The following is a 25,317-nucleotide window of genomic DNA, read 5'->3' on the forward strand; positions in this document are numbered from 1 at the left end:
TTTTTATGCGCATCGGAGTCGTGCGAGCATGTGCGTTAAAAAATTCGCGCGCAGGCTTGGCAAAATGTTCGGGGATGAATTAAACTTGCGGGCTCGCTGATTGTTGATGCGCAAAACGCAGATCGCAGTCGGAACGAATCGGAAACGGGTGCTTAGCTCAGCTGGTAGAGCGGCGCCCTTACAAGGCGTAGGTCGGGGGTTCGAACCCCTCAGCACCCACCAGTTTCACGATTCAGCCAGACCAAGGAGCGGTAGTTCAGTCGGTTAGAATACCGGCCTGTCACGCCGGGGGTCGCGGGTTCGAGTCCCGTCCGCTCCGCCAGAAATAAGAAAGCCCGCCTTGTGCGGGCTTTTTCATTTGTATCGTTCGTTGTGCCCGCTTGCGGGCACGTGACCGCGGAGTGGAGGAGCGGCTGCGGAATTCCAGTTCCATTCGCGCACGGCATGACCTGCTTTTTTCCCGTCCCACCCCGTATGTTGTAATATCGGTCGTTTTGTCCAATTTTTCCGTCACGCATGCTCGATTTCTTCCGTAATCACCAGCGCCTGATGATGGCGCTCCTGCTCCTGATCGTGTTGCCGGGGCTGGGTTTCGTCGGGATCCAAGGCTTCCGCGGCTTCTTCGACGACAGTGCGAACGTCGCGGCGGTCAACGGGCACAAGATCACGCGGGTCGAATTCGACGGCGCGTTCCGCCAGCAGATCGACCAGGCGCGCCAGGCGCTTGGCGGACAGTTCGACATCAAGATGTTCGATACGCCCGAGCACCGCAAGCAGGTGCTCGACGGCCTGATCCAGCAACGCGTGCTGGCCGACGAGACGCAACGTCTGCACCTGACCGCGTCCGACAACGCGGTGCGCGACGCGCTGATGAGCGACCCGATGATCGCGTCGCTGAAGAAGCCCGACGGCACGATCGACGTCGAACGCTATGCGCAACTGCTGTCGTTCCAGGGGATGACGCCCGAGCAGTACCAGGAGCGCGTGCGTTACAGCCTCGCGCTGCAGCAGATTCCGGCCAGCATCGTGTCGAGCGCGTTCACGCCTAAGAGCCTCGCGCAACGCCTGTCCGAACTCGCCGCGCAGCAGCGCGAAGTGCAGGCGCTCGTGCTGAAGACGAGCGACTTCGCAGCGAAGGTCCAGCCGACTGACGCGCAGCTCACCGCGTACTACGACGCGCACAAGCAGAGCTTCGCGACGCCGGAAACCGCGACGATCCAGTACCTCGTCTATTCGCCGGCCGCGGCGGCCGCGAGCGCGCAACCGACGGAAGCGGACATCAAGAAGTTCTACGACGACAACCCGACGCACTTCCGTACCGAAGCGCAGGTGCGCGTGAGCCACATCTTCATCGCCGCGCCGGGCAGCGCCAGCGCGGCCGACAAGGCGGCCGCGAAAGCGAAGGCCGAGCAACTGCTCGCCGACGTGAAAGCGCATCCGGATCAATTCGCGCAGATCGCGCAGAAGAACTCGCAGGACGCACCGTCGGCGGCGAAGGGCGGCGACCTCGGCTTCATCACGCGCGGCTCGGCCGCGGGCGGCAAGGCGTTCGACGATGCCGCGTTCTCGCTCAAGCAGGGCGACGTGAGCGGAATCGTGCAGTCGGATCTCGGTTTCCACATCCTGAAGGCGACCGAAGTGAAGCCGGCCGTCGTCAAGCCGTTCGCGGAAGTGAAGGACCAGATCGCGGTCGACCTGAAGCAGCAGTACGCAGCGAAGGCGTTCTCGGACAACGCGGAAGGGTTCACGTCGACCGTCTACGAAAAGGCGAAGACGCTGCAGCCGGCCGCGGACAAGTACAAGCTGACGATCCAGACGGCCACCGTCACGCCGACGCCGAATCCGCAGCTGCCGCCGACGAGCCCGTTGAACAATCCGAAGTTCCTGGCCGCCGTGTTCGCGAACGACTCGGTGAAGAACCAGAACAACACGCAGGCGATCGACGTCGGCAACAACACGCTGATCTCGGCGCGCGTGACCGACTACAAGCCGGCGGCGGTGCCCGCGCTCGACGCGATCAAGGACGTCGTGCGTCAGAAGGTCATCGCCGAGCAGGCGGCGGAACTCGCGAAGAAGGACGGTGCGGCGAAGCTGGCCGAGTTGCAGAAGTCGAAATCCACCGACGGGTTCGCGCCCGTGCAGAAGGTGTCGCGCACGCAGTCGCAGGGCCTGACGCCGGCTGCGCTGAGCGCCGTCTACAAGGTCGACGCGAAGACGCTGCCGGCTTACGTCGGTGTCGACCTCGGCGCGGACGGCTATGCGATCTACCGCGTGAACGCGGTGATCCCCGGTTCGGCGGTCGATCCGCAGCAACTGGCGGCCGCGCAGCAACAGATGGCGCAGGTCGATGCGCAAAGCGAAGGCGAAGCGTACCTCGCCGCGCTGCGCGATCGCTCGAAGGTGAAGCTGTACGGCAGCACGACGGCCAGCCAGCAGCAGGACGGCGACAACTGAGCATCGTTTCGCCCGCAACCATCGAAAAGCCCCGCTCGAAGCGGGGCTGTTCGTTTTCCGGTGCGGCCGCGGTCAGCCGTGCGGCTTGCCGAGTAGCGGCTTCAGCGCCGGCCATACATTGTCGAGCAGGACGCCCTGGGCCTGCTGCGCGGGGTGCATCTGGTCGGCCTGGAACATGTCCGGCTTGTTCTCGATGCCGGCGAGCAGGAACGGCACGAGCGGCACGCCGAGATCCTTCGACAGCCGCGTATAGACCGCATGGAACTTCTGCGTGTAGTCGGGGCCGTAATTGGGCGGCACGTACATGCCGACCAGTACGACTTTCGCCTGCGCACGTCGCGCGCCGGCGATGATGTCGCGCAGGTTCTGCTCGGTCGTCGCGAGCGGCACGCCGCGTAGCGCATCGTTCGAACCGAGCTCGACGACGACGATCGACGGCTTGAGCCGCTGCAGCACCGCGGGCAGCCGCGCACGGCCGCCGCTCGTGGTGTCGCCGCTGACGCTGGCGTTCGCGACGCTATAATCGATTCGCTCGGTCGCGAGCCGTTGCCGCAGCAGCGCCACCCAGCCGGTATCGCGCGGCAAGCCGTATTCGGCCGACAGACTGTCGCCGAGCACGACGATCACGGGCGTGTTCGATGCCGGCGCCGTCGCGGCGCGTGCGGGCACGGTGACGGCCAGCAGGGTGCCCAGCAGCGCGGCGGCCGCCGCGCGTCTTTTCCAGCGAAATGTGGTGTCCATGTTCAAGATTACCGATCCGATCATCGAAGTCCATGACGTGTGCAAGCGGGTTGCCGATGCAACGGGCGAGTTGACGATCCTCGACGGCATCACGCTCGCCGTGCAGCCGGGCAGCAGCCTCGCGATCGTCGGCGCGTCGGGGTCGGGCAAATCGACGCTGCTCGGCCTGCTCGCAGGATTGGACAGCGCGACGAGCGGCACGGTTCGCCTGCTCGGCCGCGCGCTCGATCAGCTCGACGAGGACGAACGCGCGGCGCTGCGCAACGGCGCGGTCGGTTTCGTGTTTCAGTCGTTCCAGTTGATGCCGCACCTGACCGCGCTCGAAAACGTGATGCTGCCGCTTGAACTGCAGGGCGGCATCAGCGCGCGCGACGCGGCCGACCGCGCCCGGGCGCTGCTCGTGCAGGTCGGTCTCGGCGAGCGCACCGCGCATTACCCGAAGCTGCTGTCGGGCGGCGAACAACAGCGCGTCGCACTCGCACGCGCGTTCGTCACGCGCCCGGCGATCCTGTTCGCCGACGAGCCGACCGGCAGCCTCGACGCGGCAACCGGCCATGCGGTCATCGACCTGATGTTCGCACTGAACCGCACGCACGGCGCGACGCTCGTGCTCGTCACGCACGATGCCGAACTCGCGCGCCGCTGCGCGACGACCGTCACCATCGACGCCGGGCGCATCGTCGCGCCGCACGCGGCGTCGCGCAACGCGTGAACGTCCGTGCCGGCCGCGTAGCGCGGAGCGCGCGGTCGACACGGCATGACGCCGTCGCGTCAGAGATTCAACGCTCGAGCGCCGCGCGGGCGCGCTCGATCAGCGCGGTGGTCGACGAGTCGTGCTTGGCCGGATCGACCGAGTCCGCCGACAGGTCGGCCTCGACGACCTTGCCGAGAATCTTGCCGAGCTCGACGCCCCACTGGTCGAATGGATTGATGTCCCACACCGTCGCCTGCACGAGCACCTTGTGCTCGTAAAGCGCGATCAGCGCGCCGAGCGTGCGCGGCGTCAGCGCATCGACGAGCAGCGTCGTGGTCGGGCGGTTGCCGGGGAACGTCAGGTGCGGCGCGAGCGCTTCCTTGCCGGGCCCGGCGACCTTGCGCGCTTCCTCGAGCGTGCGGCCGAGCATCAGCGCTTCGCTCTGCGCGAAGCAGTTCGCGAGCAGCTTCGGATGGTGGCTCGCGAGCGGATGCTCGGGCGTCAGCACCGCGATGAAGTCGATCGGCACGATCGTCGGCCCCTGGTGCAGCATCTGGAAGAACGCGTGCTGGCCGTTGGTGCCCGGCTCGCCCCACGTGACGGCCGACGTCGGGTAGTCGACGAAGGTGCCGTCCAGGCGCGCGGATTTGCCGTTGCTCTCCATTTCGAGCTGCTGCAGGTACGACGGCAGGTAGTGCAGCGCTTCCGAATACGGCGCGACGAGATAGCTCTGCGAGCCGAAGAAATTCCGGTACCAGATGCCGATCAGGCCGAGCAGCACCGGCAGGTTGCGCTCGAGCGGCGCTTCGCGGAAGTGGCGGTCCATGTCGTTCGCGCCGGCCAGCAGTTCGTCGAACTGTTCGGGGCCGACCGCGATCATGATCGACAGGCCGACCGCCGACCACAGCGAATAGCGGCCGCCGACCCAGTCCCACATTTCGAACACGTTGTCGGCGGCGATGCCGAACTTCACGACTTCGGCCGGGTTCGCCGACACGCCGACGAAGTGCTTCGCGAGCGCCTCCTCGGGGCAGCCGCGCGCGACGAACCAGTCGCGCAGCGAGCGTGCGTTCGTCATCGTCTCGAGCGTCGTAAACGTCTTCGACACGATGATCGCGAGCGTTTCCTCGGGATCGACCTGTTCGAGCACGCGCGCGAGATCGGCGCCGTCGACGTTCGACACGAAGTGCGTCGAGATCTCGGGCGTCGCGACGTGGTGCAGCGCATGCACGACCATCTTCGGGCCGAGATCCGAGCCGCCGATGCCGATGTTGATCACGTGGCGGATGCGCTTGCCCGTATAGCCCGTCCACGTGCCGCTGCGCACGGCGCGCGCGAACGTCGCCATCTTCGCGCGCTCGGCGCTCACCTGTGCGTGGAACGGCGCCTGCGGATCGGTCGCGCGCAGCGCGGTGTGCAGCGCCGCGCGGCCTTCGGTCGGGTTGACGATCTCGCCCGCGAACATCGCGTCGCGGCGCGCCTCGACGCCAGCCTCGCGCGCGAGCTGCACGAGCAGGCGCAGCGTTTCGTCGTCGATGCGGTTCTTCGAGAAATCGGCCGCGAGACCGCCGCCCGGAATCGTGAAGCGTTCGGCGCGGGTCGGCGCGCGGTCGTTTTCCGGCGCGAACCAGTCGCGCAGCCGCGCGTGGCGGATCTGTTCGAAGTGGGATTGAAGGGCAGTCCAGGCGGGGAGCGATTTCAGCGTCATGGCGGTTCGAGTGAAGCGTGAATCGGGAGGAATGCCGCGCCGGCTCATCGTGATCGGAAAGCCGGCGGACGAGAAGGCCCGCCGTGCGGCGGGGCAGTCAGTATAGCGGCGTTACGTGTCGGCGCGCGGCGACGGATAAAAAAGGCGATTGATCAGCGTGCGCACCATCGGCGCGAGCTCGCCCGCGGTGAGCCCGGCCGGGCCGGCGCCGTTCGCGGTCAGCGTGTCGGCCGCGAGGCCGTGCAGGTAGACGCCGGCCAGCGCGGCTTCGTACGGCGCGATCCGCTGCGCGAGCAGCGCGCCGATCAGGCCGCCGAGCACGTCGCCGGTGCCGCCGGTGGCGAGCGCCGCGTTGCCGGTCGGATTGATCGCCACGCGGCCGTCGGGCGCCGCAATCACCGTGCCCGAGCCTTTCAGCACGACGATGGCCGCGTAACGGGCGGCGAGCGTCTGCGCGGCCGCGACGCGATCGCGTTGCACGGCGGCCGTGTCGCCGCCGAGCAGACGCGCGGCTTCGAGCGGATGCGGCGTCAGCACGCACGGATGGCCGCGGGCGCCGCGCGCGGCGACGGCGGCCGCGAGGTCCGCGTGCGTCGCGACGAGGTTCAGCGCGTCGGCATCGAGCAGCGCCGCCGTGTCGAGCGCGAGCACGTCGCGCACGAGCGTCGCCGCGGCCTCGCGCGTGCCGAGCCCGCAACCGGCCGCGATCGCGGTCATCGCGCCGAGGTCGACGGTGTCGGCCGGATGCAGCATCAGTTCCGGAAACGGCGGGTCGTACGGTGGCGCACCCGCGCCAAGGAAGCCGACGTGTACCTTGCCGGCGCCCGCGAACAGCGCGGCGCGGGCGGCCAGGATCGGTGCGCCGCACATGCCCGTGTCGCCGCCGAGCACCGCCAGGCTGCCGTACGTGCCCTTGTGCGATGCGAAGGCGCGTGCGGGCAGCGCCGCGGCGAATCGCGCGGGCGCATTCAGCACGATGGCCGGTGCGGCGGGCGGCGCGACATCGAGCGACGCGACATGGATCTCGCCGGCGAGATCGCGGCCGTCGCCCGTGTAGAGGCCGGGTTTCGCGCCGATGAAGGTGAGCGTGTGGGTGGCCGCGACGGCGATGCCCGTGTCGACGATGCGGCCCGTGTCGCTGTCGAGCCCGCTCGGCACGTCGAGCGCGAGCACGCGGCCGCCGCTGCGCGCATGGGCGGCGATGCGTTCGGCCTGTTCGGCGAACACGCCGTCGAGCGCGCGGCCGAGACCGATGCCGAACAGCCCGTCGACGACCCACGCGTAGCCGTCCAGCGACGCGGGCGGGGTGGCCGACAGCGGCACGCCGGCCGTGCGTGCGAGACCGAGCGCCCATTGCGCGTCGTCCGGCTTGACCGGCACCGGCATCCACGCATGGGTCGCGACGCCGAGCTGCTGGAGCCGCGCGGCGGCCACGAGCGCGTCGCCGCCGTTGTTGCCGGGGCCGACCGCGAACCAGACGGGGCGGTCGTCGCCGGCGACGCGTTCGGACAGCCAGCGCGCGGCGGCCGCGCCGGCGCGGCCCATCAGTGTGTGCGGCGGCAGCGCGGCGGTGGCGTCGGCTTCGGTGGCGCGCAGGTCGGCGACGCGCAAGAGCGCGATCGGATCGGAATCGGGGAACGGGTGGGTAACGGTCATCGCGGAATCGTGGCGGCTGGCAAGGACGCCGCCACGGGCGGGCCCGCGGCGGTCAGGTCGTGAAGCGGCCGGCGTTCAGCGCGGCAAGCGTGTCGGCGGGCCAGTGCTGGACGTTGCCGCCCAGATAGTCGCTCACCACTTTAGCAGACCCGCACGCGAGGCCCCAGCCGGCCGGGCCATGGCCGAAATTGACGAACACGCGCGGATGCGGGGTCGGACCGACGACGGGCAAGCCGTCCGGCGACAGCAGTTGCGTGCCTTGCCACGACAGCGCGGCCGAGATCTTTGCGGCGCCGGGCACCCAGTCGTGGACGGCCTGGCCGAGCAGCGCGAGCGCGGCCTCGGACAGCGGCTCGGCGAGCGGCTTCGCGGTATCGGCGAGGCTCTGCAGCACGGCGGCCCCGCCGATGCGCAGCCGCTGATGGGTGCGCGTGATGGAGATCCGCTTGATCGAATCGACGATGCTCAGATGCGGCGCATGTTCTTCGTACGCGACCGGCGCGGTGAGCGTATGGACGCGCACCGGGTGCAGCGGCAGGCGCCAGCCGAGTCGATCGAGCAGCGGGAGGCTGCCCGCGCCGGCGGCGACCACGATCGCGTCGGCGGACATCACGTCGACTTCGCGCGCGTGCGCCGCGCTCCGGTTGCCGGGCGGCGCGAGCTCGACCGCGACGCGGCCGTTGTCGACGCGGATCGCGGCGACGTCCGCGCCGAAGCGGAACTGCACGCCGTGCTCGTCGAGCGTCTGCTTGACCAGTTTCGCGAACAGCGGGCAGTTGCCGGTGCGCTCGGTTTCGAGCAGCACGCCGCCGGCAAAGCCGGGTTCGGCCGGCACCGACGGTTCGAGCGCCACGCATTCGTCCGCGGTGAGCGTGCGATACGGCTGGTCGAGCGTGCGCAGCAGGTCGAGCGCGGGTTGCAGCGCGTCCCAGTCGCGCGGATCGCGCACGACGTGCAGGATACCGGGCTTCTGCTCGAATTCGAGCTCGAGGCGCGCCTCGATATCGGCGAGCGTGGCGCGCGCCACGTCGATCAGCGGGCGCAGCCGCGCGTACTGCGCGGCGAACGCGTCGGGCTCGCGCAGCATGCCGAGCTGCTTGACGAAGCGGCGCACGCCGCCGTTGAAGCCCGGCTTGTAGACGATGCCGCTGTCGCGCGGCTGGCGCTCGCGCATGAAAGTCGGGCCGAACCAGACGTCGAGCGGGCTCGGCAGCAGCGCGCCGCCGTCGCCGTAGGTCGCGCCTTGCGCGACGGTCGCGTGGCGTTCGACCACGCACACGCGATGGCCGGCCGCGCGCAACTGGTAGGCGGTGGCGACGCCGCTGATTCCGCCGCCGATGACGATGACATCCATTGGATTGCTTCGATGACGGGCGGCGCGCACGCCGCCCGGTGAGAATTCGCTGAGGGCCCGGGCCCGGTGAACCCGGAATGATAGCGCCAAAAGTGCGCGAACCGGCGGCGGCCGAGCAGGGGCCGTGCGGCCGCGCCACGGCGGCCGGCGCGCGGGCCCGCGCAGGCTGGCCCCGCGGGCGGGCGGGTGCGCCGCCCGCCCGGGCATCGTGGCGGTGCGTGCGGACTACCGATTGGCCGGTCTTGGGCGGCCGACTTCCGGGTATAATTACGGCCTTCCTTTCGCCCCACGTCGCCACCTCGCGCGACTCATCGACGTCAGTCCAGCCCATGGCTCACTTCTCGTGTTTTCCCGGCGCTTCGGCCCTCTCCGATTTCCGTCAAACCCGTCTGCTCGACACGCTCAGGCAAATCGACGCCAACATCGTCGCGGTGCGCGGCCAGTTCCTGCACTTCGTCAATGCGGCCGAGCCGCTGTCGGCGGACGACAGCGCGCGCATCGACGCGTTGATGCACTACGGCGCGCCGTTCCAGCCGGCGGGCGAGAAGGGCGCGACCGAGACCTTCGTCGTGCTGCCGCGCTTCGGCACGGTTTCGCCGTGGGCGAGCAAGGCGACCGACATCGCGCAGCATTGCGGCCTCACACAGGTGCGCCGCATCGAGCGCGGCGTCGAATTCACGGTCACGCTGAAATCGGGCCTGCTCGGCGGCAAGAAGGCGCTGTCGGACGACGCGCGCGCGGCCGTCGCGGCCGCGCTGCATGACCGGATGACCGAAAGCGTGGTCGCGGCGCGCGACGACGCGAAACACCTGTTCGACGAACTGCCGGCCAAGCCGCTGTCGACCGTCGACGTCCTGGGCGTCGGCCGCGGCGCGCTGGAGCGCGCGAACGTCGAGCTGGGCCTCGCGCTCGCCGACGACGAGATCGACTACCTGGTCGACGCGTTCCGCAAGCTCGAACGCAACCCGACCGACGTCGAGCTGATGATGTTCGCGCAGGCGAACAGCGAACACTGCCGCCACAAGATCTTCAACGCGCAGTGGACGATCGACGGCGAAGCGCAGGACATGTCGCTGTTCGCGATGATCCGCAACACCGAGAAGCTCAGCCCGCAGGGCACGATCGTCGCGTATTCGGACAACTCGTCGATCATGGTCGGCGCCGAAGCCGAGCGCTGGTTCCCGCGCAAGACGGGCGCGGCCGGCGAGCCGGGTGAACGCTACGGCCGTCACACCGAATTGACGCACACGCTGATGAAGGTCGAGACGCACAACCACCCGACGGCGATCTCGCCGTTCCCGGGTGCCGCGACCGGCGCGGGCGGCGAGATCCGCGACGAAGGCGCGACGGGCCGCGGCGCGCGTCCGAAGGCCGGCCTCACGGGCTTCACCGTGTCGAACCTCGACCTGCCCGATGCCCGCCAGCCGTGGGAAAACGCGCGCGACGCCGCACAGCCGGTTAGCGAGCGCAACCCGAACGAGCAGCATGGCCCGTACGGCCGTCCGGACCGCATCGCGTCGCCGCTGCAGATCATGATCGACGGCCCGCTCGGCGGCGCCGCGTTCAACAACGAATTCGGCCGCCCGAACCTCGGCGGCTACTTCCGCGTGTACGAGCAGAACGTCGGCGGCACGGTGCACGGCTATCACAAGCCGATCATGATCGCGGGCGGCCTCGGCAACATCGCGGATCAGCACACGCACAAGCACGACGTGCCGGCCGGCTCGCTGCTGATCCAGATCGGCGGCCCCGGCATGCGGATCGGGATGGGCGGCGGCGCCGCGAGCTCGATGGCGACCGGCGCGAACACCGCCGAACTCGACTTCGACTCGGTGCAGCGCGGCAACCCCGAAATCGAGCGTCGCGCGCAGGAAGTGATCAACGGCTGCTGGCAGCTCGGCGCGGAAAACCCGATCCTGAGCATCCATGACGTCGGCGCGGGCGGCCTGTCGAACGCATTTCCCGAAATCGTCGACGGCGCGGGCAAGGGCGCGCGCTTCGAACTGCGCAAGGTCGCGCTCGAGGAGTCGGGCCTGTCGCCGCGCGAAATCTGGTCGAACGAGGCGCAGGAGCGCTACGTGCTGGCGATCGCGCCGGCCGACCTGCCGCGCTTCGAGGCGATCTGCGCGCGCGAGCGCTGCCCGTTCGCGGTGGTCGGTGTCGCGACCGACGAACGGCAGCTGAAGCTCGTCGACGACGAAGCGACGGGCGCCGACGCATACCCGGTCGACATGCCGATGGAAGTGCTGCTCGGCAAGCCGCCGCGCATGCATCGCGATGTCACGCGCGTCGCGGCCGAGCGTGCGCCGGTCGACGTGACGGGCATCGCGCTGTCGGCCGTCGCGCTCGACGTGCTGAAGCACCCGACGGTCGGCAGCAAGTCGTTCCTGATCACGATCGGCGACCGTTCGGTCGGCGGCACGTCGGTGCGCGACCAGATGGTCGGCCCGTGGCAGGTGCCGGTGGCCGACTGCGCGATCACCGCGCTCGACTACGCGGGCTTCAAGGGCGAGGCGATGACGATGGCCGAGCGCACGCCGCTCGCGGTGATCGACGCGCCGGCATCGGGCCGCATGGCCGTCGGCGAAGCGATCACGAACATCGCGAGCGCGCCGATCGCGTCGCTCGACAAGCTGAAGCTGTCGGCGAACTGGATGGCCGCGTGCGGCACGGTCGGCGAGGACGCCGCGCTGTTCGACACGGTCAAGGCGATCGGCATGGAGCTGTGCCCGGCGCTCGGGATCGGCATCCCGGTCGGCAAGGACTCGCTGTCGATGAAGACGAAGTGGGACGAGCAGGGCGTCGCGAAGGAAGTCGTGTCGCCGGTGTCGCTGATCATCTCGGCGTTCGCGCCGGTCGAGGACGTGCGCCGTCATCTCACGCCGCAACTGCGCCGCGTGGCCGACGCGGGCGACACCGTGCTGATCGCGATCGATCTCGGCCGCGGCAAGAATCGCATGGGCGGCAGCATCTTCGCGCAGGTCACGCAGCAGGTCGGCGACACGACGCCGGACGTCGACGACGCGGAAGACCTGAAGCGCTTCTTCAACGCGATCCAGTCGCTCAATGCGCAAGACAAGCTGCTCGCGTACCACGACCGCTCGGACGGCGGCCTGTGGGCGACGGTGTGCGAAATGGCATTCGCGGGCCATGCGGGCGTGTCGCTGAACGTCGACATGCTGACGCTCGACCCGAACCACGAATCCGACTACGGCGACGCGAAGGACTGGGCGAAGCAGACGAGCGGCCGTCGCGACGACCGCACGCTGCGCGCGCTGTTCTCCGAAGAACTCGGCGCCGTCGTGCAGGTGCGCGCGTCCGACCGCGACGCGGTGCTGAGCGCGCTGCGCGAGTTCGGCCTGTCGACGTGCTCGCACGTGATCGGTTCGGTCAACGATCGCGACGTGATCGAGGTGTACCGCGATGCGAAGAAAATCTTCGACGCGCCGCGCACCGAACTCCATCGCGCCTGGAGCGAAGTGAGCTGGCGCATTGCGCGCCTGCGCGACAACCCGGCCTGCGCGGATGCCGAATACGACGCGCTGCTCGACGCGGCCGATCCGGGCATCTCGCCGGTGCTGACGTTCGATCCGGCCGACGACATCGCCGCGCCGTTCATCGCGACGGGCGCTCGGCCGCGCGTCGCGATCCTGCGCGAACAGGGCGTGAATTCGCATCTGGAAACCGCGTATGCGTTCGATCGCGCAGGTTTCGATGCGCACGACGTGCACATGAGCGACCTGCTCGCGGGCCGCGCGTCGCTGGCCGATTTCGCGGGTGCGGTGGCGTGCGGCGGTTTCTCGTACGGCGACGTGCTGGGTGCGGGCGAGGGCTGGGCGAAGACGATCCGCTTCAACGCGAATCTCGCCGACATGTTCTCGGCGTTCTTCGCGCGTCCCGATACGTTCGCGCTCGGTATCTGCAACGGCTGCCAGATGCTGTCGAGCATCGCGTCGATGATCCCGGGCGCGGAAGCCTGGCCGAAGTTCACGCGCAACAAGTCCGAGCAGTTCGAGGCTCGCTTCTCGTTCGTCGAAGTGGAGAAGTCGCCGTCGATCTTCTTCGCGGGGATGGAAGGCTCGCGGATTCCGGTCGCGGTCGCGCACGGCGAAGGCTATGCGGACTTCTCGCAGCAAGGCGACATCGATCGCGTCGCGGTCGCGATGCGTTACGTCGATCACCGCGGCGAGGCGACCGAGCGCTATCCGTTCAACCCGAACGGGTCGCCGGCCGGCATCACGTCGGTCACGACGGCCGACGGCCGCTTCTCGGTGCTGATGCCACACATGGAGCGCGTGCATCGCACGGTCACGATGAGCTGGCACCCGGAAGGCTGGGGTGAAGCAAGCCCGTGGCTGCGCGTATTCCGCAACGCGCGCCGCTGGATCGGCTGATCGGGATGATGTTCGACCCGAACGCGCCGGTCGAGGTCGTCACGCTGCGTGACGCGCGTGCGAGCGAGGCCGACGCGATCGGTCGCGTGATCCGGGCGGCGTTCGCGGGCGAGCCGCAGGGCGGCGAGTTCGAGCAGCGCATCGTCGACACGCTGCGCGCCGACGGTGCGCTGAGCGTATCGCTCGTCGCGGAGCGCGACGGACGTATCGTCGGGCACGTCGCATTCTCGCCGGTCTCGATCGGCGGCGAGCCGGCCGGCCGCCAGCAGTGGTACGGGCTCGCGCCGCTCGCGGTGCGGCCCGATTGCCAGCGGCAGAGCATCGGCGCGGGGCTCGTGCGCACGGGGCTCGACGCGTTGCGTCGGCTCGGCGCGCGCGGCTGCGTGGTGCTCGGCGAGCCCGCGTATTACACGCGTTTCGGGTTCGAACCGCACGGCGACATCGTGTTTCCGGGCGTGCCGTCCGAGTATTTCCTCACGTTGTCGTTCGACGAATCGGCTCCGCTGCCGGCGGGCGACGTGCGTTATCACGACGTGTTCTATCCCGCCGCGTAGCGAACGCTGCGGCCGGTAACGCCGGGCATGGAAAGCCGCTCTCCGGAGCGGTTTTTTATTGCGCGTCGGCTTGGCACCATCGCGTCGCGGTACATCTGTTTCGTGCACGCCAAAAGAAAAAGCCGCTCCGGAGAGCGGCTTTTCGATGCACGTATGACGCGCGCCGGCGTTACTGGATCTTCGCCTGCTGGCGCAGACCTTCCTCGAACGCCTGCAGCTTCTGCTGCACGAGCTGCTGCGCGATCTGCGCCTTCACCTGGTCGAACGGCGGCGGCGCGATGTCGCGGATGTCGTCGACGCGGATGATGTGCCAGCCGAACTGCGTCTTCACCGGCGTGTCGGTCATCTGGCCTTTCTGCAGCTTCTGTGCCGCCGCCGCGAATTCCGGCACGTACGCCTTCGGGTCCGACCAGTCGAGGTCGCCGCCGTTCTTGCCCGAACCCGGATCCTTCGAGTATTGCTTCGCGAGATCCTCGAACTTTGCGCCGGCCTTGATCTTCGCGATCAGGTCCTTCGCCTGCTGCTCGTCGCTGACGAGGATGTGGTGCAGGTGATATTCGCGGTTGCCGCCCGCGCCCTTGACGAGTTCGTCGTAGCGCGCCTTCACTTCGGCGTCGGTCGGCTGGTTCTTCTTCAGGAAGCTCTCGATCATCGAGCGCAGCACTACGGTCTGCTGTGCGACGGCGACTTGCGCCTTCACGTCCGGACGGTTCGGGATGCCTTCGCGGATCGCTTCCTGCATCAGGATTTCGCGGTTCACGAGTTCCTGGCGCACGGCCTGCTGCAGTTGCGGGCCGTCGGTCTGGCCTTGCTGGACGAGTTGCGCGACCATCGCGTCGGCGCGCGACTTCGGAATCGGCGTGCCGTTGACGACGGCGATGTTCTGGGCAAATGCCGGTGCCGCTGCAAACGCAGCCGCCGCGACCCACAGGCGGGGGGATTTCAGGATCATCGGGAATTCCTAATGAGACTAGATTGAAGATTCGTTGAATTCTTCGGGCGTGTAAGCCACGATCGCGAGCGCGTGAATGCCGCGCTGCATCGCATCAGCGAGCGCATCATACACCAGCCGGTGCCGCGCGACGCGCGGCTTGCCCGCGAACGCGGACGATACGATCGTGACCGTGAAATGGCCGCCGGCGGCCGCGCCCGCATGGCCCGCGTGTTGCGCGCTGTCGTCGCGCACGGTGAGCGACAGCGGTGCGAGCGACGCGGTGAGGCGCGCCTCGATCAGCGCGATGCGTTCGTCGGCGGAGGCGTGGAGAAAGGCGTCGCTCATGTCATTCGTCCTTGAGATATTTCGTGAGCCACAGGCTCTGCAGGATGATGAACACGACCATCGCGCCCGTCGTACCGAACAGCTTGAAGTTCACCCATTGCGATTCGGTGAAGTTGTGCACCACGTACAGGTTCGCGACGCCGAGCACCGCGAAGAACAGCGCCCATGCGACGTTCAGCTTGTCCCACACGGGGTGCGGCAGCGTGAGCTGCTTGCCCATCATCTTCTCGATCAGGTTCTTGCTGAACGCATAGCGCGCGGCGAGCAACCCGATCGCAAACAGCCAGTACAGCACAGTCGGTTTCCATTGAATGAATTTCTCGTCATGCAGCACGAGGGTGGCGCCGCCGAACACGACGATGACGCCGAGGCTGACCCACAGCATCGTGTCGACCTTCCGGTGCCGGAAGGCGACCCAGGCGACCTGGGCCAGCGTCGCGACGATCGCGACGGCGGTGGCGGTAAAGATGCCCCAGACCTTGAAGGCGACAAAAAACAGGATGATCGGAAACAGATCGAACAGGAATTTCATGGCGCTCGCAGCTGCGTGACGGGCCGCTGGCGCAGCCTGTCACCGTTGTAGGGACCCGCCAGGCATCGCCGTCGCGGAGCGGGGCGGCCGGCCCGCGGCTGGCCGCCCGGCAGATCCGCCCGGCGCCGCTCATTCGTTTTCGGGTCGGGACTCGAAGTTTAACGCAGCCGAATTGATGCAGTACCGCAAACCGGTCTGGTCGCGCGGGCCGTCCTCGAACACGTGGCCCAGATGGGCGCCGCAGTGGTTGCAGCGCACCTCGACGCGCACCATCCCGTGCGAGTAGTCGACCTTCTCGTCGATCACCTCGCCGTTGAGCGGCTTGAAGTAGCTGGGCCAGCCGCAGCCCGAATGAAACTTGGCGCCGGATTCGAACAGCGGCGTGCTGCACACGACGCACTTGTAGATGCCGGCATCCTCGGTGTCGGTGTATTCGCCGGTAAACGCGCGCTCGGTCGCCGCGTGCTGCGTGACCTCGTACTGCATCGGCGTGAGCCGGCGGCGCAGCTCGGCGTCGTCCTTCCGGTACGGGAAGGTCTTGTCGTCGGAATCGTGGGACATGGGGTTCTCCTGATCGGTCGGTCGAGATGCGCGGGTTGCGGGCTCAGGACGAGCAGCTCACTTCGAGCGTGCCGGCCCAGTCGGGCGGCAACGCCGCGTACGCTTCATGCTCCGGTTGTTCGTCGAACGGGCGGCGCAGGATCCGCGCGAGCCGCTCGACTTCCGAAAAATCCTTTTCCTTCGCGCGCCGGATCGCCACTTCGGCCAGATGGTTGCGAAGCACGTATTTGGGGTTCGCGCGGTTCATTGCAACCGCGCGCGCCGCGTCGTCGCGCGTTTCCTCGGACAGCCGCGCGCGGTAGAGGTTCGCCCATGCGTCGAACGCTTCGCGGTCGATGAACAGGTCGCGCACGGGCGCGTCGCGGCTCGCGTCGTGCTTCGAGAGTTGCGCGAGCCGGCGGAACGTCAGCGTGAAATCCGCGTGGCTCGCGTGCATCGTCTCGAGCAGCTTGTTCGCGAGGTCGGCGTCGCCCTCGCGTTCGAGCGCGAGGCCGAGCTTCGCGCGCATCACGCGTTCGAGCGCGGGGCCGAAGCGTTCGGGGAAGGTCGCGAGCACAGCCTGTGCGTCCTCCACCGCGCGCTCGGCGCGCGCGTCGTCGTCGGCGATGCCGTGCTGCAGCCCGATCAGCGGCAGCAGCGCCTGTGCGAGGCAATAGCAGTTCCAGTGCGCGATGCGCGGCTGCATCCGGTACGCATAGCGGCCGCTCGTGTCGGAGTGGTTGCAGATGTGGTTCGCGTCGAATGCATCGACGAAGCCGAACGGACCGTAGTCGATCGTCACGCCGAAGATCGACATGTTGTCGGTGTTCATCACGCCGTGGCAGAAGCCGACGGCCTGCCATTGCGCGACGAGGTCGGCCGTGCGCAGCGTCGCGGCCTCGAGCAGCGCGAGGTACGGATCGTCCGCGTCGCGGCACGCCGGATAGAAGCGGTCGATCACGTGATCGGCCAACTGGCGCAGCAGGTCGGGGCGATCGTTCGAGAAGAAGTGCTCGAAGTGGCCGAAGCGCACGAAGCTTTCCGACACGCGCGTGACGACGGCCGCCGTCTCGATCTCCTCGCGCACCACCGGTTGGTCGGAGCCGATCACCGTCAGCGCGCGCGTGGTCGGGATGCCGAGGTGATGCATCGCTTCCGAGCACAGGAATTCGCGAATCGACGAGCGCAGCACCGCGCGGCCGTCGCCCATCCGCGAATACGGCGTGCGGCCGCCGCCCTTGAGCTGCAGTTCGTAGCGCCGGCCGTCGGCGCCGGGCAACTCGCCGATCGTCAGCGCGCGGCCGTCGCCGAGCTGGCCGGCCCACACGCCGAACTGATGGCCGGAATAGACCGACGCGTACGGCATCGCGTGCGCGGGCCAGTCGCGCGTCGGGTTGCCGGCGAACAGCTCGGCGAAGCCGGGCTGCGCGGCGATCGCGGGCGGCAGGTCGAGCAGTTGCGCGACTTCGTCGGAAAAGCCGACGACGTACGGCGCGGCCAGCGGCGCGGCCGGCAGCCGCGTATGAAACGCATCGCCGAGCGTGACGAACGCGCGTTCGGCGGGCGCGCCGAGCGTCGCGGCGAGGTCGGGAAGGGTGTCAGCCGCATCGGCTGCGCTTCGGGAAAACGACATGTTGAGCGCCTCTGGGTAAGCCGATATTGTAAGGCGGCGTCGCGCCGCCCGCATGGCGGCCCGCGCATCGTGCGCCACGCCCGTCCGGGCCGCCGACGGGCGCGCACGCGGGCGGCTTCCGGAGGGAAACGGCCGCCAGGCTGGTCACCGATTCGCATCCTCACGGAGAACAAGACGATGGGTAAGCCGTTGCTGGGCCAGATGATGGATGTGCCGTTGCTGGTGTCGTCGCTGATCGCGCATGCCGCGCGGCACGCGGGCGACACGGAAATCGTGTCGAAGCGCGTGGAAGGCGACCTGCATCGCTACACGTACCGCGATTGCGAGCGCCGCGCGAAGCAACTCGCGCAGGCGCTCGCGCGGCTCGGCGTCGAAACCGGCGAGCGCGTCGGCACGCTGGCGTGGAACGGCTACCGGCATCTGGAAGCGTATTACGGGATCGGCGGGATGGGCGCCGTGTGCCACACGATCAACCCGCGCCTGTTTCCCGAGCAGATCGCGTACATCGTCAATCACGCGGAAGACCGCTACGTCTTCTTCGACATCAATTTCGCGCCGCTCGTCGATGCGATCGCGCCGCAATGCCCGCACGTGAAGGGCTGGATCGCGATGACGGACGCCGCGCACCTGCCGTCCGGCGCGACGCCGTTCCTCTGCTACGAAACGCTCGTCGAAGCCGAGGACGGCCGCTACGACTGGCCGCGCCTCGACGAGCAGCAGGCGTCGGGGCTCTGCTACACGTCGGGCACGACCGGCAACCCGAAAGGCGTGCTCTACTCGCATCGCTCGACCGTGCTGCATGCATACGGCGCCGCGTTGCCCGATGCGATGAACCTGTCCGCGATGGACGCCGTGCTGCCCGTCGTGCCGATGTTCCACGTCAACGCGTGGGGGCTGCCGTACGCGGTGCCGCTCACCGGCGGCAAGCTCGTGCTGCCCGGCAAGGATCTCGACGGGAAATCGCTGTACGAACTGATGGAAGCCGAGCGCGTGACGTTTTCCGCGGGCGTGCCGACCGTGTGGCTCGGCCTGCTGAATTACATGCGCGAGGCCGGCGTGCGTTTCTCGACGCTGAACCGCACGGTGATCGGCGGCTCCGCGTGCCCGCCCGCGATGCTGCGCACGTTCGAGGACGAATACGGCGTGCGCGTGATCCATGCGTGGGGGATGACCGAACTGTCGCCGCTCGGCACGCTCGCGAAGCTCAACTGGGCGCAGTCGCAGCGGCCGCTCGACGCGCAGCGCCGGCTGCTCGAGAAGCAGGGGCGCGTAATCTGCGGCGTCGACATGCGGATCGTCGGCGAGGACGGCCGCGAGCTGCCGTGGGACGGCGTCGCGTTCGGCGAACTGCAGGTGCGTGGGCCGTGGGTGATCGATCACTACTTTCGCGGCGAGGCGTCGCCGCTGTCGGACGGCTGGTTCCCGACCGGCGACGTCGCGACGATCGACCCCGACGGCTTCCTGCAGATCACCGATCGCAGCAAGGACGTGATCAAGTCGGGCGGCGAGTGGATCAGCTCGATCGACATCGAGAACGTCGCGATCGCGCACCCCGGGGTGGCCGAAGCTGCGTGCATCGCGTGCGCGCACCCGAAATGGACCGAGCGGCCGCTGCTCGTCGTGGTGCCGCGCGAAGGCGCGAACCTGAGCCGCGACGCGCTGCTCGCGTTCTACGAGGGCAAGGTCGCCAAATGGTGGATTCCCGACGACGTCGTGTTCGTCGAGTCGCTGCCGCACACCGCGACCGGCAAGCTGCAGAAGCTGAAGCTGCGCGAGACGTTCCGCGATTACGTGTTGCCGACGGCGGTGTGCGCGCCGTAAGCCCCATGCCCGGGCTGCCGCCGGCCCGCGAGCCGGTCGCCCGCCGCCGGTCGCCCACTGCCGGCCGCCCGATCCGTCCCCGGATCGGGAGCGAAATTCAAATTGAACGATCGTGCTTTTCCGTTGTATGCTGCCTGCGTTCATTCGGACATGCGGCCGTTCGACCGCGCACAATGAAGCGCAGCCAATCCGGCGCGCGATGCATGGAGGCAGGCAGATGGCAGTGGATTACTCGACTCGCGACGGCGTGGCCGTCATCACGCTCAACAATCCGCCCGTCAACGGGCTCGGCCTGTCGACCCGCCAGGGTGTCATGGACGCGCTCGATCGCGCCGCGCAGGATCCGTCGGTCACGGCCATCGTGCTGACCGGCGCGGGCCGCGCGTTCTCGGGCGGCGCCGACATCACCGAATTCAATACGCCGAAAGCGCTGCAGGAGCCGACGCTGCACACCGTGATCCGCGCGGTGGAGGCGAGCGCGAAGCCGGTCGTCGCGGCGCTGCACAGCGTCGTGATGGGCGGCGGGCTGGAGCTCGCGCTCGGCGCGCACTACCGGGTCGCCGCGCCCGGCGCGCAAGTCGCGCTGCCCGAGGTGAAGCTCGGGCTGCTGCCGGGCGCGGGCGGCACGCAGCGCCTGCCGCGCGCGGCCGGACTCGAAACCGCGCTGAACATGATCGTGTCGGGCGCGCCGGTGCCGTCGGAGCAGCTCGCGAAGAGCGAGCTGTTCGACGAAATGGCCGACGGCGACCTGCTCGACGCGGCCGTCGCGTTCGCACGCAAGGTCGGCGCGCAGAAGGGGCCACATCCGCGCGTGCGCGATCGCAAGATCGTCCACGAGAACGTGGCGGGCTTCATCCAGTTCGCGCGCAATTCCGCGCGGGCCGCCGCGCCGAATTTCCCCGCGCCGCACAAGTGCATCGACGCGATCGAGGCCGGCGTGCTGAACGGCTTCGACAAGGGCAGCGTTGCGGAACGCGACGGTTTCGTCGCGCTGATGATGACGCCGGAAAGTCGCGCGCTGCGCCATGCGTTCTTCGGCGAGCGCGCGGCGAGCAAGATCCCCGACGTGCCGGCCGACACGCCGCTGCGCGAGATCCGCCGGGTCGGCGTGATCGGCGCGGGCACGATGGGCGGCGGGATCGCGATGAACTTCATCAACGCGGGGCTGCCCGTCACGCTGCTCGAGACGAAGCAGGACGCGCTCGAGCGCGGCCTCGCGACGATCCGCAAGAACTACGACGCGCAGGTGAAGAAGGGCAAGCTCACGCAGGAGAAGCTCGACGCGCGCATCGCGCTGATCACGCCGACGCTGTCCTACGACGACCTGAAGGACGCCGACCTGATCGTCGAAGCGGTGTTCGAGGAACTCGGCGTGAAGGAGCAGGTGTTCCGCCAGCTCGACGAAGTCGCGAAGCCGGGCGCGATCCTCGCGTCGAACACGTCGACGCTCGACGTCGACAAGATCGCGGCGTTCACGAAGCGTCCGCAGGACGTGGTCGGCATGCACTTCTTCAGCCCGGCGAACGTGATGAAGCTGCTCGAGGTCGTGCGCGGCGCGCAGACCGCGAAGGACGTGCTCGCGACCGTGATGGCGGTGGCGAAGAAGATCCGCAAGACGGCGGTCGTGTCGGGCGTGTGCGACGGCTTCATCGGCAACCGGATGATCGAGCAGTACATCCGCCAGGCGCTGTTCATGCTGGAGGAAGGCGCGCTGCCCGCGCAGGTCGATCGCGCGATCGAGAAGTTCGGCTTCGCGATGGGGCCGTTCCGGATGAGCGACCTCGCCGGCAACGACATCGGCCGGGCGATCCGCAAGCGCCGCTACGTCGAGCAGCCCGACCTGCACTATTCGAAGATCGCCGACCGCCTGTGCGAACAGGGCCGCTTCGGCCAGAAGACGGGCGCCGGCTGGTACGACTACGTGCCGGGCGACCGCAAGGCGAAGCCGTCGTCGCTCGTCGACGAGATGGTCGTCGCGTATTCGAAGGAGCGCGGCGTCGAGCGGCGCAAGATCGGCGACGACGAAATCGTCGAGCGGCTGGTGTTCGCGCTCGTCAACGAAGGCGCGAAGATCCTCGAGGAGAAGATCGCGTCGAAGGCGTCCGACATCGACATGGTGTACCTGACCGGCTATGGCTTCCCGCTGTGGCGCGGCGGCCCGATGCTGTACGCGGACATGGTCGGCCTCTACAACGTCGAGCGCGCGATTCGCCGCTATGCGGCCGCGCCGAACGGCGACGCCTGGCAGCTCGCGCCGTCGATCGCGGAACTGGCGAAGGCCGGCCGCGGGTTCAACGGCTGACGCGGCCGCATCGCGGCGCGACCGATCCTCTGTCTGGAGAGACGCAATGAAACGCACCGACGACGTCCTGCTCGTGATCGACGTGCAATACGACTTCATGCCCGGCGGCGCGCTCGCGGTGCCGGACGGCGATGCGGTCGTGCCGGTGATCAACGCGCTCGCGCAACGCTTCGACCAGGTCGTGCTCACGCAGGACTGGCACCCGCGCGAGCACGTGTCGTTCGCGGCGAACCACCCGGGCCGCGAGCCGTTCTCGACGCTGGCGCTGCCGTATGGCGAGCAGGTGCTGTGGCCCGTGCACTGCGTGCAGGACACCGACGGCGCGGCGCTGCATCGCGACCTCGACATCCCGCACGCGCGGCTCGTGATCCGCAAGGGCGGCGACGCGCAGGTCGACAGCTATTCCGCGTTCGTCGAAGCCGACCGCACGACGCGCACGGGGCTCGCGGGCTATCTGCGCGAACTCGGCGCGAAGCGCGTGTGGTGCTGCGGGCTCGCGACCGACTATTGCGTCGCGTGGTCGGCGCTCGATGCGCGCGCGGCCGGCTTCGAAGCCGCGGTGATCAACGATGCATGCCGGGCGATCGACCTGAACGGGTCGCTCGCGCACGCGTGGCAGCAGATGCAGGCAGCGGGCGTCGTGCATGCGACGTCCGCGGGCGCACGCCCGGCGGCGTAGCGCGGACCCCAACATGAAGCAGGACCGAAGGAGACTCGCATGACCGAAGCCGTAATCGTATCGACCGCACGCACGCCGCTCGCGAAATCCTGGCGCGGCGCCTTCAACATGACGCACGGCGCGACGCTCGGCGGCCACGTGGTCGCGGCCGCGCTCGAACGCGCGAAGCTCGACCCGGCGCGCGTCGAGGACGTGATCATGGGCTGCGCGAACCCCGAAGGCGCGACCGGCGCGAACATCGCGCGGCAGATCGCGCTGCGCGCCGGGTTGCCGGTGAGCGTGCCGGGCATGACGGTGAACCGTTTCTGCTCGTCGGGGTTGCAGACCATCGCGCTGGCCGCGCAGCGGATCATCGCGGGCGAAGGCGAGATCTATGTGGCCGGCGGCGTCGAGTCGATCTCGTGCGTGCAGAACGAGATGAATCGGCACATGGTCCAGGAAGGCTGGCTCGTCCAGCACAAGCCCGAGATCTACTGGAACATGCTGCAGACCGCCGAGAACGTCGCGAAGCGCTACGGGATCTCGAAGGAGCGGCAGGACGCGTACGGCGTGCAGTCGCAATTGCGTGCCGCGGCCGCGCAGGAAGCCGGGCGTTTCCGCGACGAGATCGTGCCGATCACCGTGCTCGCGGGCATCGCCGACAAGGCGACGGGCCGCCTGTTCACGCAGGAAGTGACGGTCTCGGCCGACGAAGGCATCCGCCCCGACACGACGCTCGAAGGCGTATCGAAGATCCGTTCGGCCGTGCCGGGCGGCGTGATCACCGCGGGCAATGCGAGCCAGTTCTCGGACGGCGCGTCGGCATGCGTCGTGATGAGCGCCGAGGCCGCGCAGCGCGAAGGGCTGCAGCCGCTGGGCGCGTTCCGCGGCTTCGCGGTGGCCGGCTGCGAACCGGACGAAATGGGCATCGGCCCGGTGTTCGCCGTGCCCAAGCTGCTGAAGCAGGCCGGGCTGACAGTCGACGACATCGGCCTGTGGGAGCTGAACGAGGCATTCGCGGTGCAGGTGCTGTACTGCCGCGACACGCTCGGGATTCCTGAGGACCGCCTGAACGTGAACGGCGGCGCGATCGCGGTCGGCCATCCGTACGGCGTGTCGGGCGCGCGCCTGGCCGGCCATGCGCTGATCGAGGGCAAGCGGCGCGGCGTGAAGTACGTGGTCGTCACGATGTGCATCGGCGGCGGGCAGGGCGCGGCCGGCCTGTTCGAAATCCTCTGATCTTTGAACGGCGGCCGCCGCGGTTGCGCTTCGGCGTGACCGCGCGCCGCCGCGGCGAATCGGCGCGGTGGACGCGCCATTCGCGACGATCAGGAAGCAAAGGGCATGCGCCCGGCAGTGCCGTTTCCCCTGACTTGTCAAACGAATTCCCCCTCCTATACTTGCTCTGACATTTGCCTTTCGGCACGATGGGCCGGATCATGCGTCGCGCGATCCGGGCCGCGAAGATTCGAACCAACGCAGCAGACCGACCGGGGACCGAATGGGTACGACCTATGCAGCCGGGGAACCGCCGCGCGTCGTCAGCGCGGCCGCCAGGCTCTACGCGAAATGCCTGCTGGTCGGATTCGCGTTGCTGCCGGCCTATCTGATTGCCTATCTGTGGTTCTTCAGCGACCGGAGCGTCGTGTTCGAGAACCACGCCTTCCATGAAATCGCGATCGCGGCGGCGACGATCGAAGGCGCGTTCGTCACCTACGTGACGTGGGTGTGTTACCGGTCGTCCGGCGAGCCGCTGCTGCGCTGGCTGACGCTCGGCTTTCTCGGCTTCGCGATGATCTACGCGCTGCACGGCGCGTTCACCGGGATGGCGCACCACAATATCTGGCTGTTCCTGCTGTACGGGCCCGCGTCGCGGTTCGTGATGTCGGCCCTGCTGCTCACGGGGCTGCTGTCGTATTCGCGTCCGCCCGACCGGCTCGACAAGCGCACGAGCGTGCGGACGTGGCTGCCGTGGATCGTGTTCTTCCTGATCGTCAACGTGGCGGTCGCGTACATCGCGTATTCGCCGGTCGCGGGGGCGCTCGGCACGCGGCTGTCGATGGAAGGCGGCGCGCTGGTGTTCTCGCTGCTGAACGTGTGCCTGCTGCTCGCACGGCGGATCCGCTCGCCGCTGATGGTGATCTACGGCATGTCGATCATGGCGTTCGCGCTGTCGTCGCTCGCGTTCATCCTCGGCAAGCCGTGGAATCACATGTGGTGGCTCGCGCACGCGATCTTCGCGGGCGGGTTCTTCCTGCTGAGCTACGGCGTCGTGCAGGCGCTGCAGACGACGCGTTCGTTCTCGGCGATCTACAGCCAGGAAGACCTGATGAGCCGGCTGTCGGAATCGATGGCGCGTACCGAAAGCGCGCTGCAGGAGTTGCGGCGCACGAACCAGAAACTCGAGTACATGGCCGCGACCGACCCGATGACGGGCGCGTCGAACCGCCGTCAGTTCATCGCGCAGGTCGAGCGCGAAATCGTGCGGGCCGAGCGCGACGGCACGCCGTTCTGCCTGCTCGCGCTCGATCTCGACGATTTCAAGACCATCAACGATGCGTACGGGCACCAGATCGGCGACGAGGTGCTGCGCGGCGTCGTGCGCCAGTGCCTCGAGGCGATCCGGCCGGCGGGCGCGCTCGCGCGGGTCGGCGGCGAGGAATTCATGGCGCTCCTGCCCGAGATGCCGCTTGAAGGCGCGCGGATGACGGCCGAGCGCGTGCGTTCGTCGATCGCGAGTGCGCCGTTCGGGCTGGACTTCAAGCGCGTGCAGGTGACGGTCAGCGTCGGCGTCGCGCAATACGGCGTCGACGGCGGCACGGTCGATGCGCTGCTGCGGGCGGTCGACGAGCGGCTGTACCAGGCGAAGCGGGAAGGGCGCAACCGCGTGGTGGCGCGATGATCCGCCTTTCGCCGACGCCCCGGCGGCGGGCGTGCCCCCGGGGCTTTTGCCGGCTGGTGCGAGTGCCGGTGCCGCTCCCGGCCGGCATGCGCGCG

The 25,317-nt window shown here is 68.6% G+C and carries 18 protein-coding genes and 2 tRNA genes; 11 read left to right on the top strand and 9 right to left on the bottom strand.

Features of this window, described 5'->3' with window-relative positions; translation table 11 throughout:
* Positions 1-146 precede the first annotated feature (146 nt).
* The 3 genes from AC3IFE_RS23955 (at position 147) to AC3IFE_RS23965 (ending at position 2,454) form a co-directional block, all read left to right on the top strand.
* Positions 147-222 (top strand) — tRNA-Val (locus AC3IFE_RS23955).
* Between the two features lie 23 nt (positions 223-245).
* A tRNA-Asp gene (locus AC3IFE_RS23960) sits at positions 246-322 on the top strand.
* Between the two features lie 194 nt (positions 323-516).
* Positions 517-2,454 carry a SurA N-terminal domain-containing protein gene (locus AC3IFE_RS23965; RefSeq protein WP_489192412.1) on the top strand — a complete coding sequence of 646 codons (1,938 nt, stop codon included), beginning with the start codon at positions 517-519 and terminating at the stop codon, positions 2,452-2,454.
* A 72-nt stretch (positions 2,455-2,526) separates the two neighbouring features.
* Here AC3IFE_RS23965 and AC3IFE_RS23970 read toward each other — a convergent pair whose 3' ends face one another.
* Positions 2,527-3,195, bottom strand: coding sequence for an arylesterase (locus AC3IFE_RS23970; protein WP_089467665.1), 669 nt, complete (start codon positions 3,193-3,195; stop codon positions 2,527-2,529).
* Here AC3IFE_RS23970 and AC3IFE_RS23975 point away from each other — a divergent pair.
* The gene (locus tag AC3IFE_RS23975) at positions 3,194-3,907 is read left to right on the top strand and encodes an ABC transporter ATP-binding protein (protein WP_489192414.1); all 714 of its coding nucleotides are present in this window, start codon (positions 3,194-3,196) and stop codon (positions 3,905-3,907) included. The genes AC3IFE_RS23970 and AC3IFE_RS23975 overlap by 2 nt on opposite strands.
* Before the next feature lie 67 nt (positions 3,908-3,974).
* Here the strand turns inward: AC3IFE_RS23975 and pgi are convergent, their stop codons facing one another.
* The 3 genes from pgi to AC3IFE_RS23990 all read right to left on the bottom strand — a co-directional run bounded on the left by pgi (position 3,975) and on the right by AC3IFE_RS23990 (position 8,607).
* A complete protein-coding gene (gene pgi, locus AC3IFE_RS23980) occupies positions 3,975-5,597 on the bottom strand; it encodes a glucose-6-phosphate isomerase (protein WP_489192416.1) in 1,623 nt (540 codons plus the stop codon).
* A 111-nt stretch (positions 5,598-5,708) separates the two neighbouring features.
* Positions 5,709-7,253 carry an NAD(P)H-hydrate dehydratase gene (locus tag AC3IFE_RS23985; RefSeq protein WP_489192418.1) on the bottom strand — a complete coding sequence of 515 codons (1,545 nt, stop codon included), beginning with the start codon at positions 7,251-7,253 and terminating at the stop codon, positions 5,709-5,711.
* A gap of 52 nt (positions 7,254-7,305) precedes the next feature.
* Positions 7,306-8,607, bottom strand: a complete 1,302-nt coding sequence (locus AC3IFE_RS23990) for an FAD-dependent oxidoreductase (protein ID WP_489192420.1) — start codon at positions 8,605-8,607, stop codon at positions 7,306-7,308.
* A 329-nt stretch (positions 8,608-8,936) separates the two neighbouring features.
* On the opposite strand from AC3IFE_RS23990, the gene purL reads away from it, so the two are divergent.
* Positions 8,937-13,001, top strand: a complete 4,065-nt coding sequence (purL, locus tag AC3IFE_RS23995) for a phosphoribosylformylglycinamidine synthase (RefSeq protein ID WP_489192422.1) — start codon at positions 8,937-8,939, stop codon at positions 12,999-13,001.
* Between the two features lie 5 nt (positions 13,002-13,006).
* Entirely contained in the window at positions 13,007-13,555 is a 549-nt protein-coding gene (locus AC3IFE_RS24000; protein WP_489192546.1) for a GNAT family N-acetyltransferase, read from the top strand.
* Between the two features lie 169 nt (positions 13,556-13,724).
* Here the strand turns inward: AC3IFE_RS24000 and AC3IFE_RS24005 are convergent, their stop codons facing one another.
* From AC3IFE_RS24005 to AC3IFE_RS24025, 5 genes are all read right to left on the bottom strand, one after another.
* Positions 13,725-14,507, bottom strand: coding sequence for a peptidylprolyl isomerase (locus AC3IFE_RS24005; protein ID WP_089467659.1), 783 nt, complete (start codon positions 14,505-14,507; stop codon positions 13,725-13,727).
* Positions 14,508-14,525: 18 nt separating this feature from the next.
* Positions 14,526-14,834 (bottom strand): BolA family protein, encoded by a 309-nt coding sequence (locus AC3IFE_RS24010; RefSeq protein ID WP_050013273.1) that lies wholly within the window; start codon positions 14,832-14,834, stop codon positions 14,526-14,528.
* A gap of 1 nt (position 14,835) precedes the next feature.
* Positions 14,836-15,366 carry a septation protein A gene (locus AC3IFE_RS24015; protein WP_069617784.1) on the bottom strand — a complete coding sequence of 177 codons (531 nt, stop codon included), beginning with the start codon at positions 15,364-15,366 and terminating at the stop codon, positions 14,836-14,838.
* A gap of 129 nt (positions 15,367-15,495) precedes the next feature.
* Positions 15,496-15,927: a peptide-methionine (R)-S-oxide reductase MsrB gene (msrB, locus tag AC3IFE_RS24020; protein WP_031399272.1), complete on the bottom strand. Its 432-nt coding sequence runs from the start codon at positions 15,925-15,927 to the stop codon at positions 15,496-15,498.
* Between the two features lie 43 nt (positions 15,928-15,970).
* The gene (locus AC3IFE_RS24025) at positions 15,971-17,539 is read right to left on the bottom strand and encodes a protein adenylyltransferase SelO (RefSeq protein ID WP_489192426.1); all 1,569 of its coding nucleotides are present in this window, start codon (positions 17,537-17,539) and stop codon (positions 15,971-15,973) included.
* 177 nt (positions 17,540-17,716) lie between these two features.
* Here AC3IFE_RS24025 and AC3IFE_RS24030 point away from each other — a divergent pair, with 177 nt between their 5' ends.
* The 5 genes from AC3IFE_RS24030 to AC3IFE_RS24050 all read left to right on the top strand — a co-directional run bounded on the left by AC3IFE_RS24030 (position 17,717) and on the right by AC3IFE_RS24050 (position 25,222).
* The gene (locus AC3IFE_RS24030) at positions 17,717-19,360 is read left to right on the top strand and encodes a 3-(methylthio)propionyl-CoA ligase (protein ID WP_489192428.1); all 1,644 of its coding nucleotides are present in this window, start codon (positions 17,717-17,719) and stop codon (positions 19,358-19,360) included.
* A gap of 217 nt (positions 19,361-19,577) precedes the next feature.
* Complete coding sequence (locus AC3IFE_RS24035; RefSeq protein ID WP_489192430.1) at positions 19,578-21,662, top strand: 3-hydroxyacyl-CoA dehydrogenase NAD-binding domain-containing protein; 2,085 nt, start codon at positions 19,578-19,580, stop codon at positions 21,660-21,662.
* Between the two features lie 46 nt (positions 21,663-21,708).
* Positions 21,709-22,341, top strand: coding sequence for a bifunctional nicotinamidase/pyrazinamidase (gene pncA / locus AC3IFE_RS24040; RefSeq protein ID WP_023475610.1), 633 nt, complete (start codon positions 21,709-21,711; stop codon positions 22,339-22,341).
* Positions 22,342-22,380: 39 nt separating this feature from the next.
* Positions 22,381-23,559, top strand: a complete 1,179-nt coding sequence (locus AC3IFE_RS24045) for an acetyl-CoA C-acyltransferase (RefSeq protein WP_489192432.1) — start codon at positions 22,381-22,383, stop codon at positions 23,557-23,559.
* Between the two features lie 262 nt (positions 23,560-23,821).
* Positions 23,822-25,222: a sensor domain-containing diguanylate cyclase gene (locus AC3IFE_RS24050; protein ID WP_489192434.1), complete on the top strand. Its 1,401-nt coding sequence runs from the start codon at positions 23,822-23,824 to the stop codon at positions 25,220-25,222.
* The last annotated feature ends 95 nt before the right edge of the window (positions 25,223-25,317 follow it).

The organism is Burkholderia sp. APQ4-4ca (genome assembly GCF_057837105.1).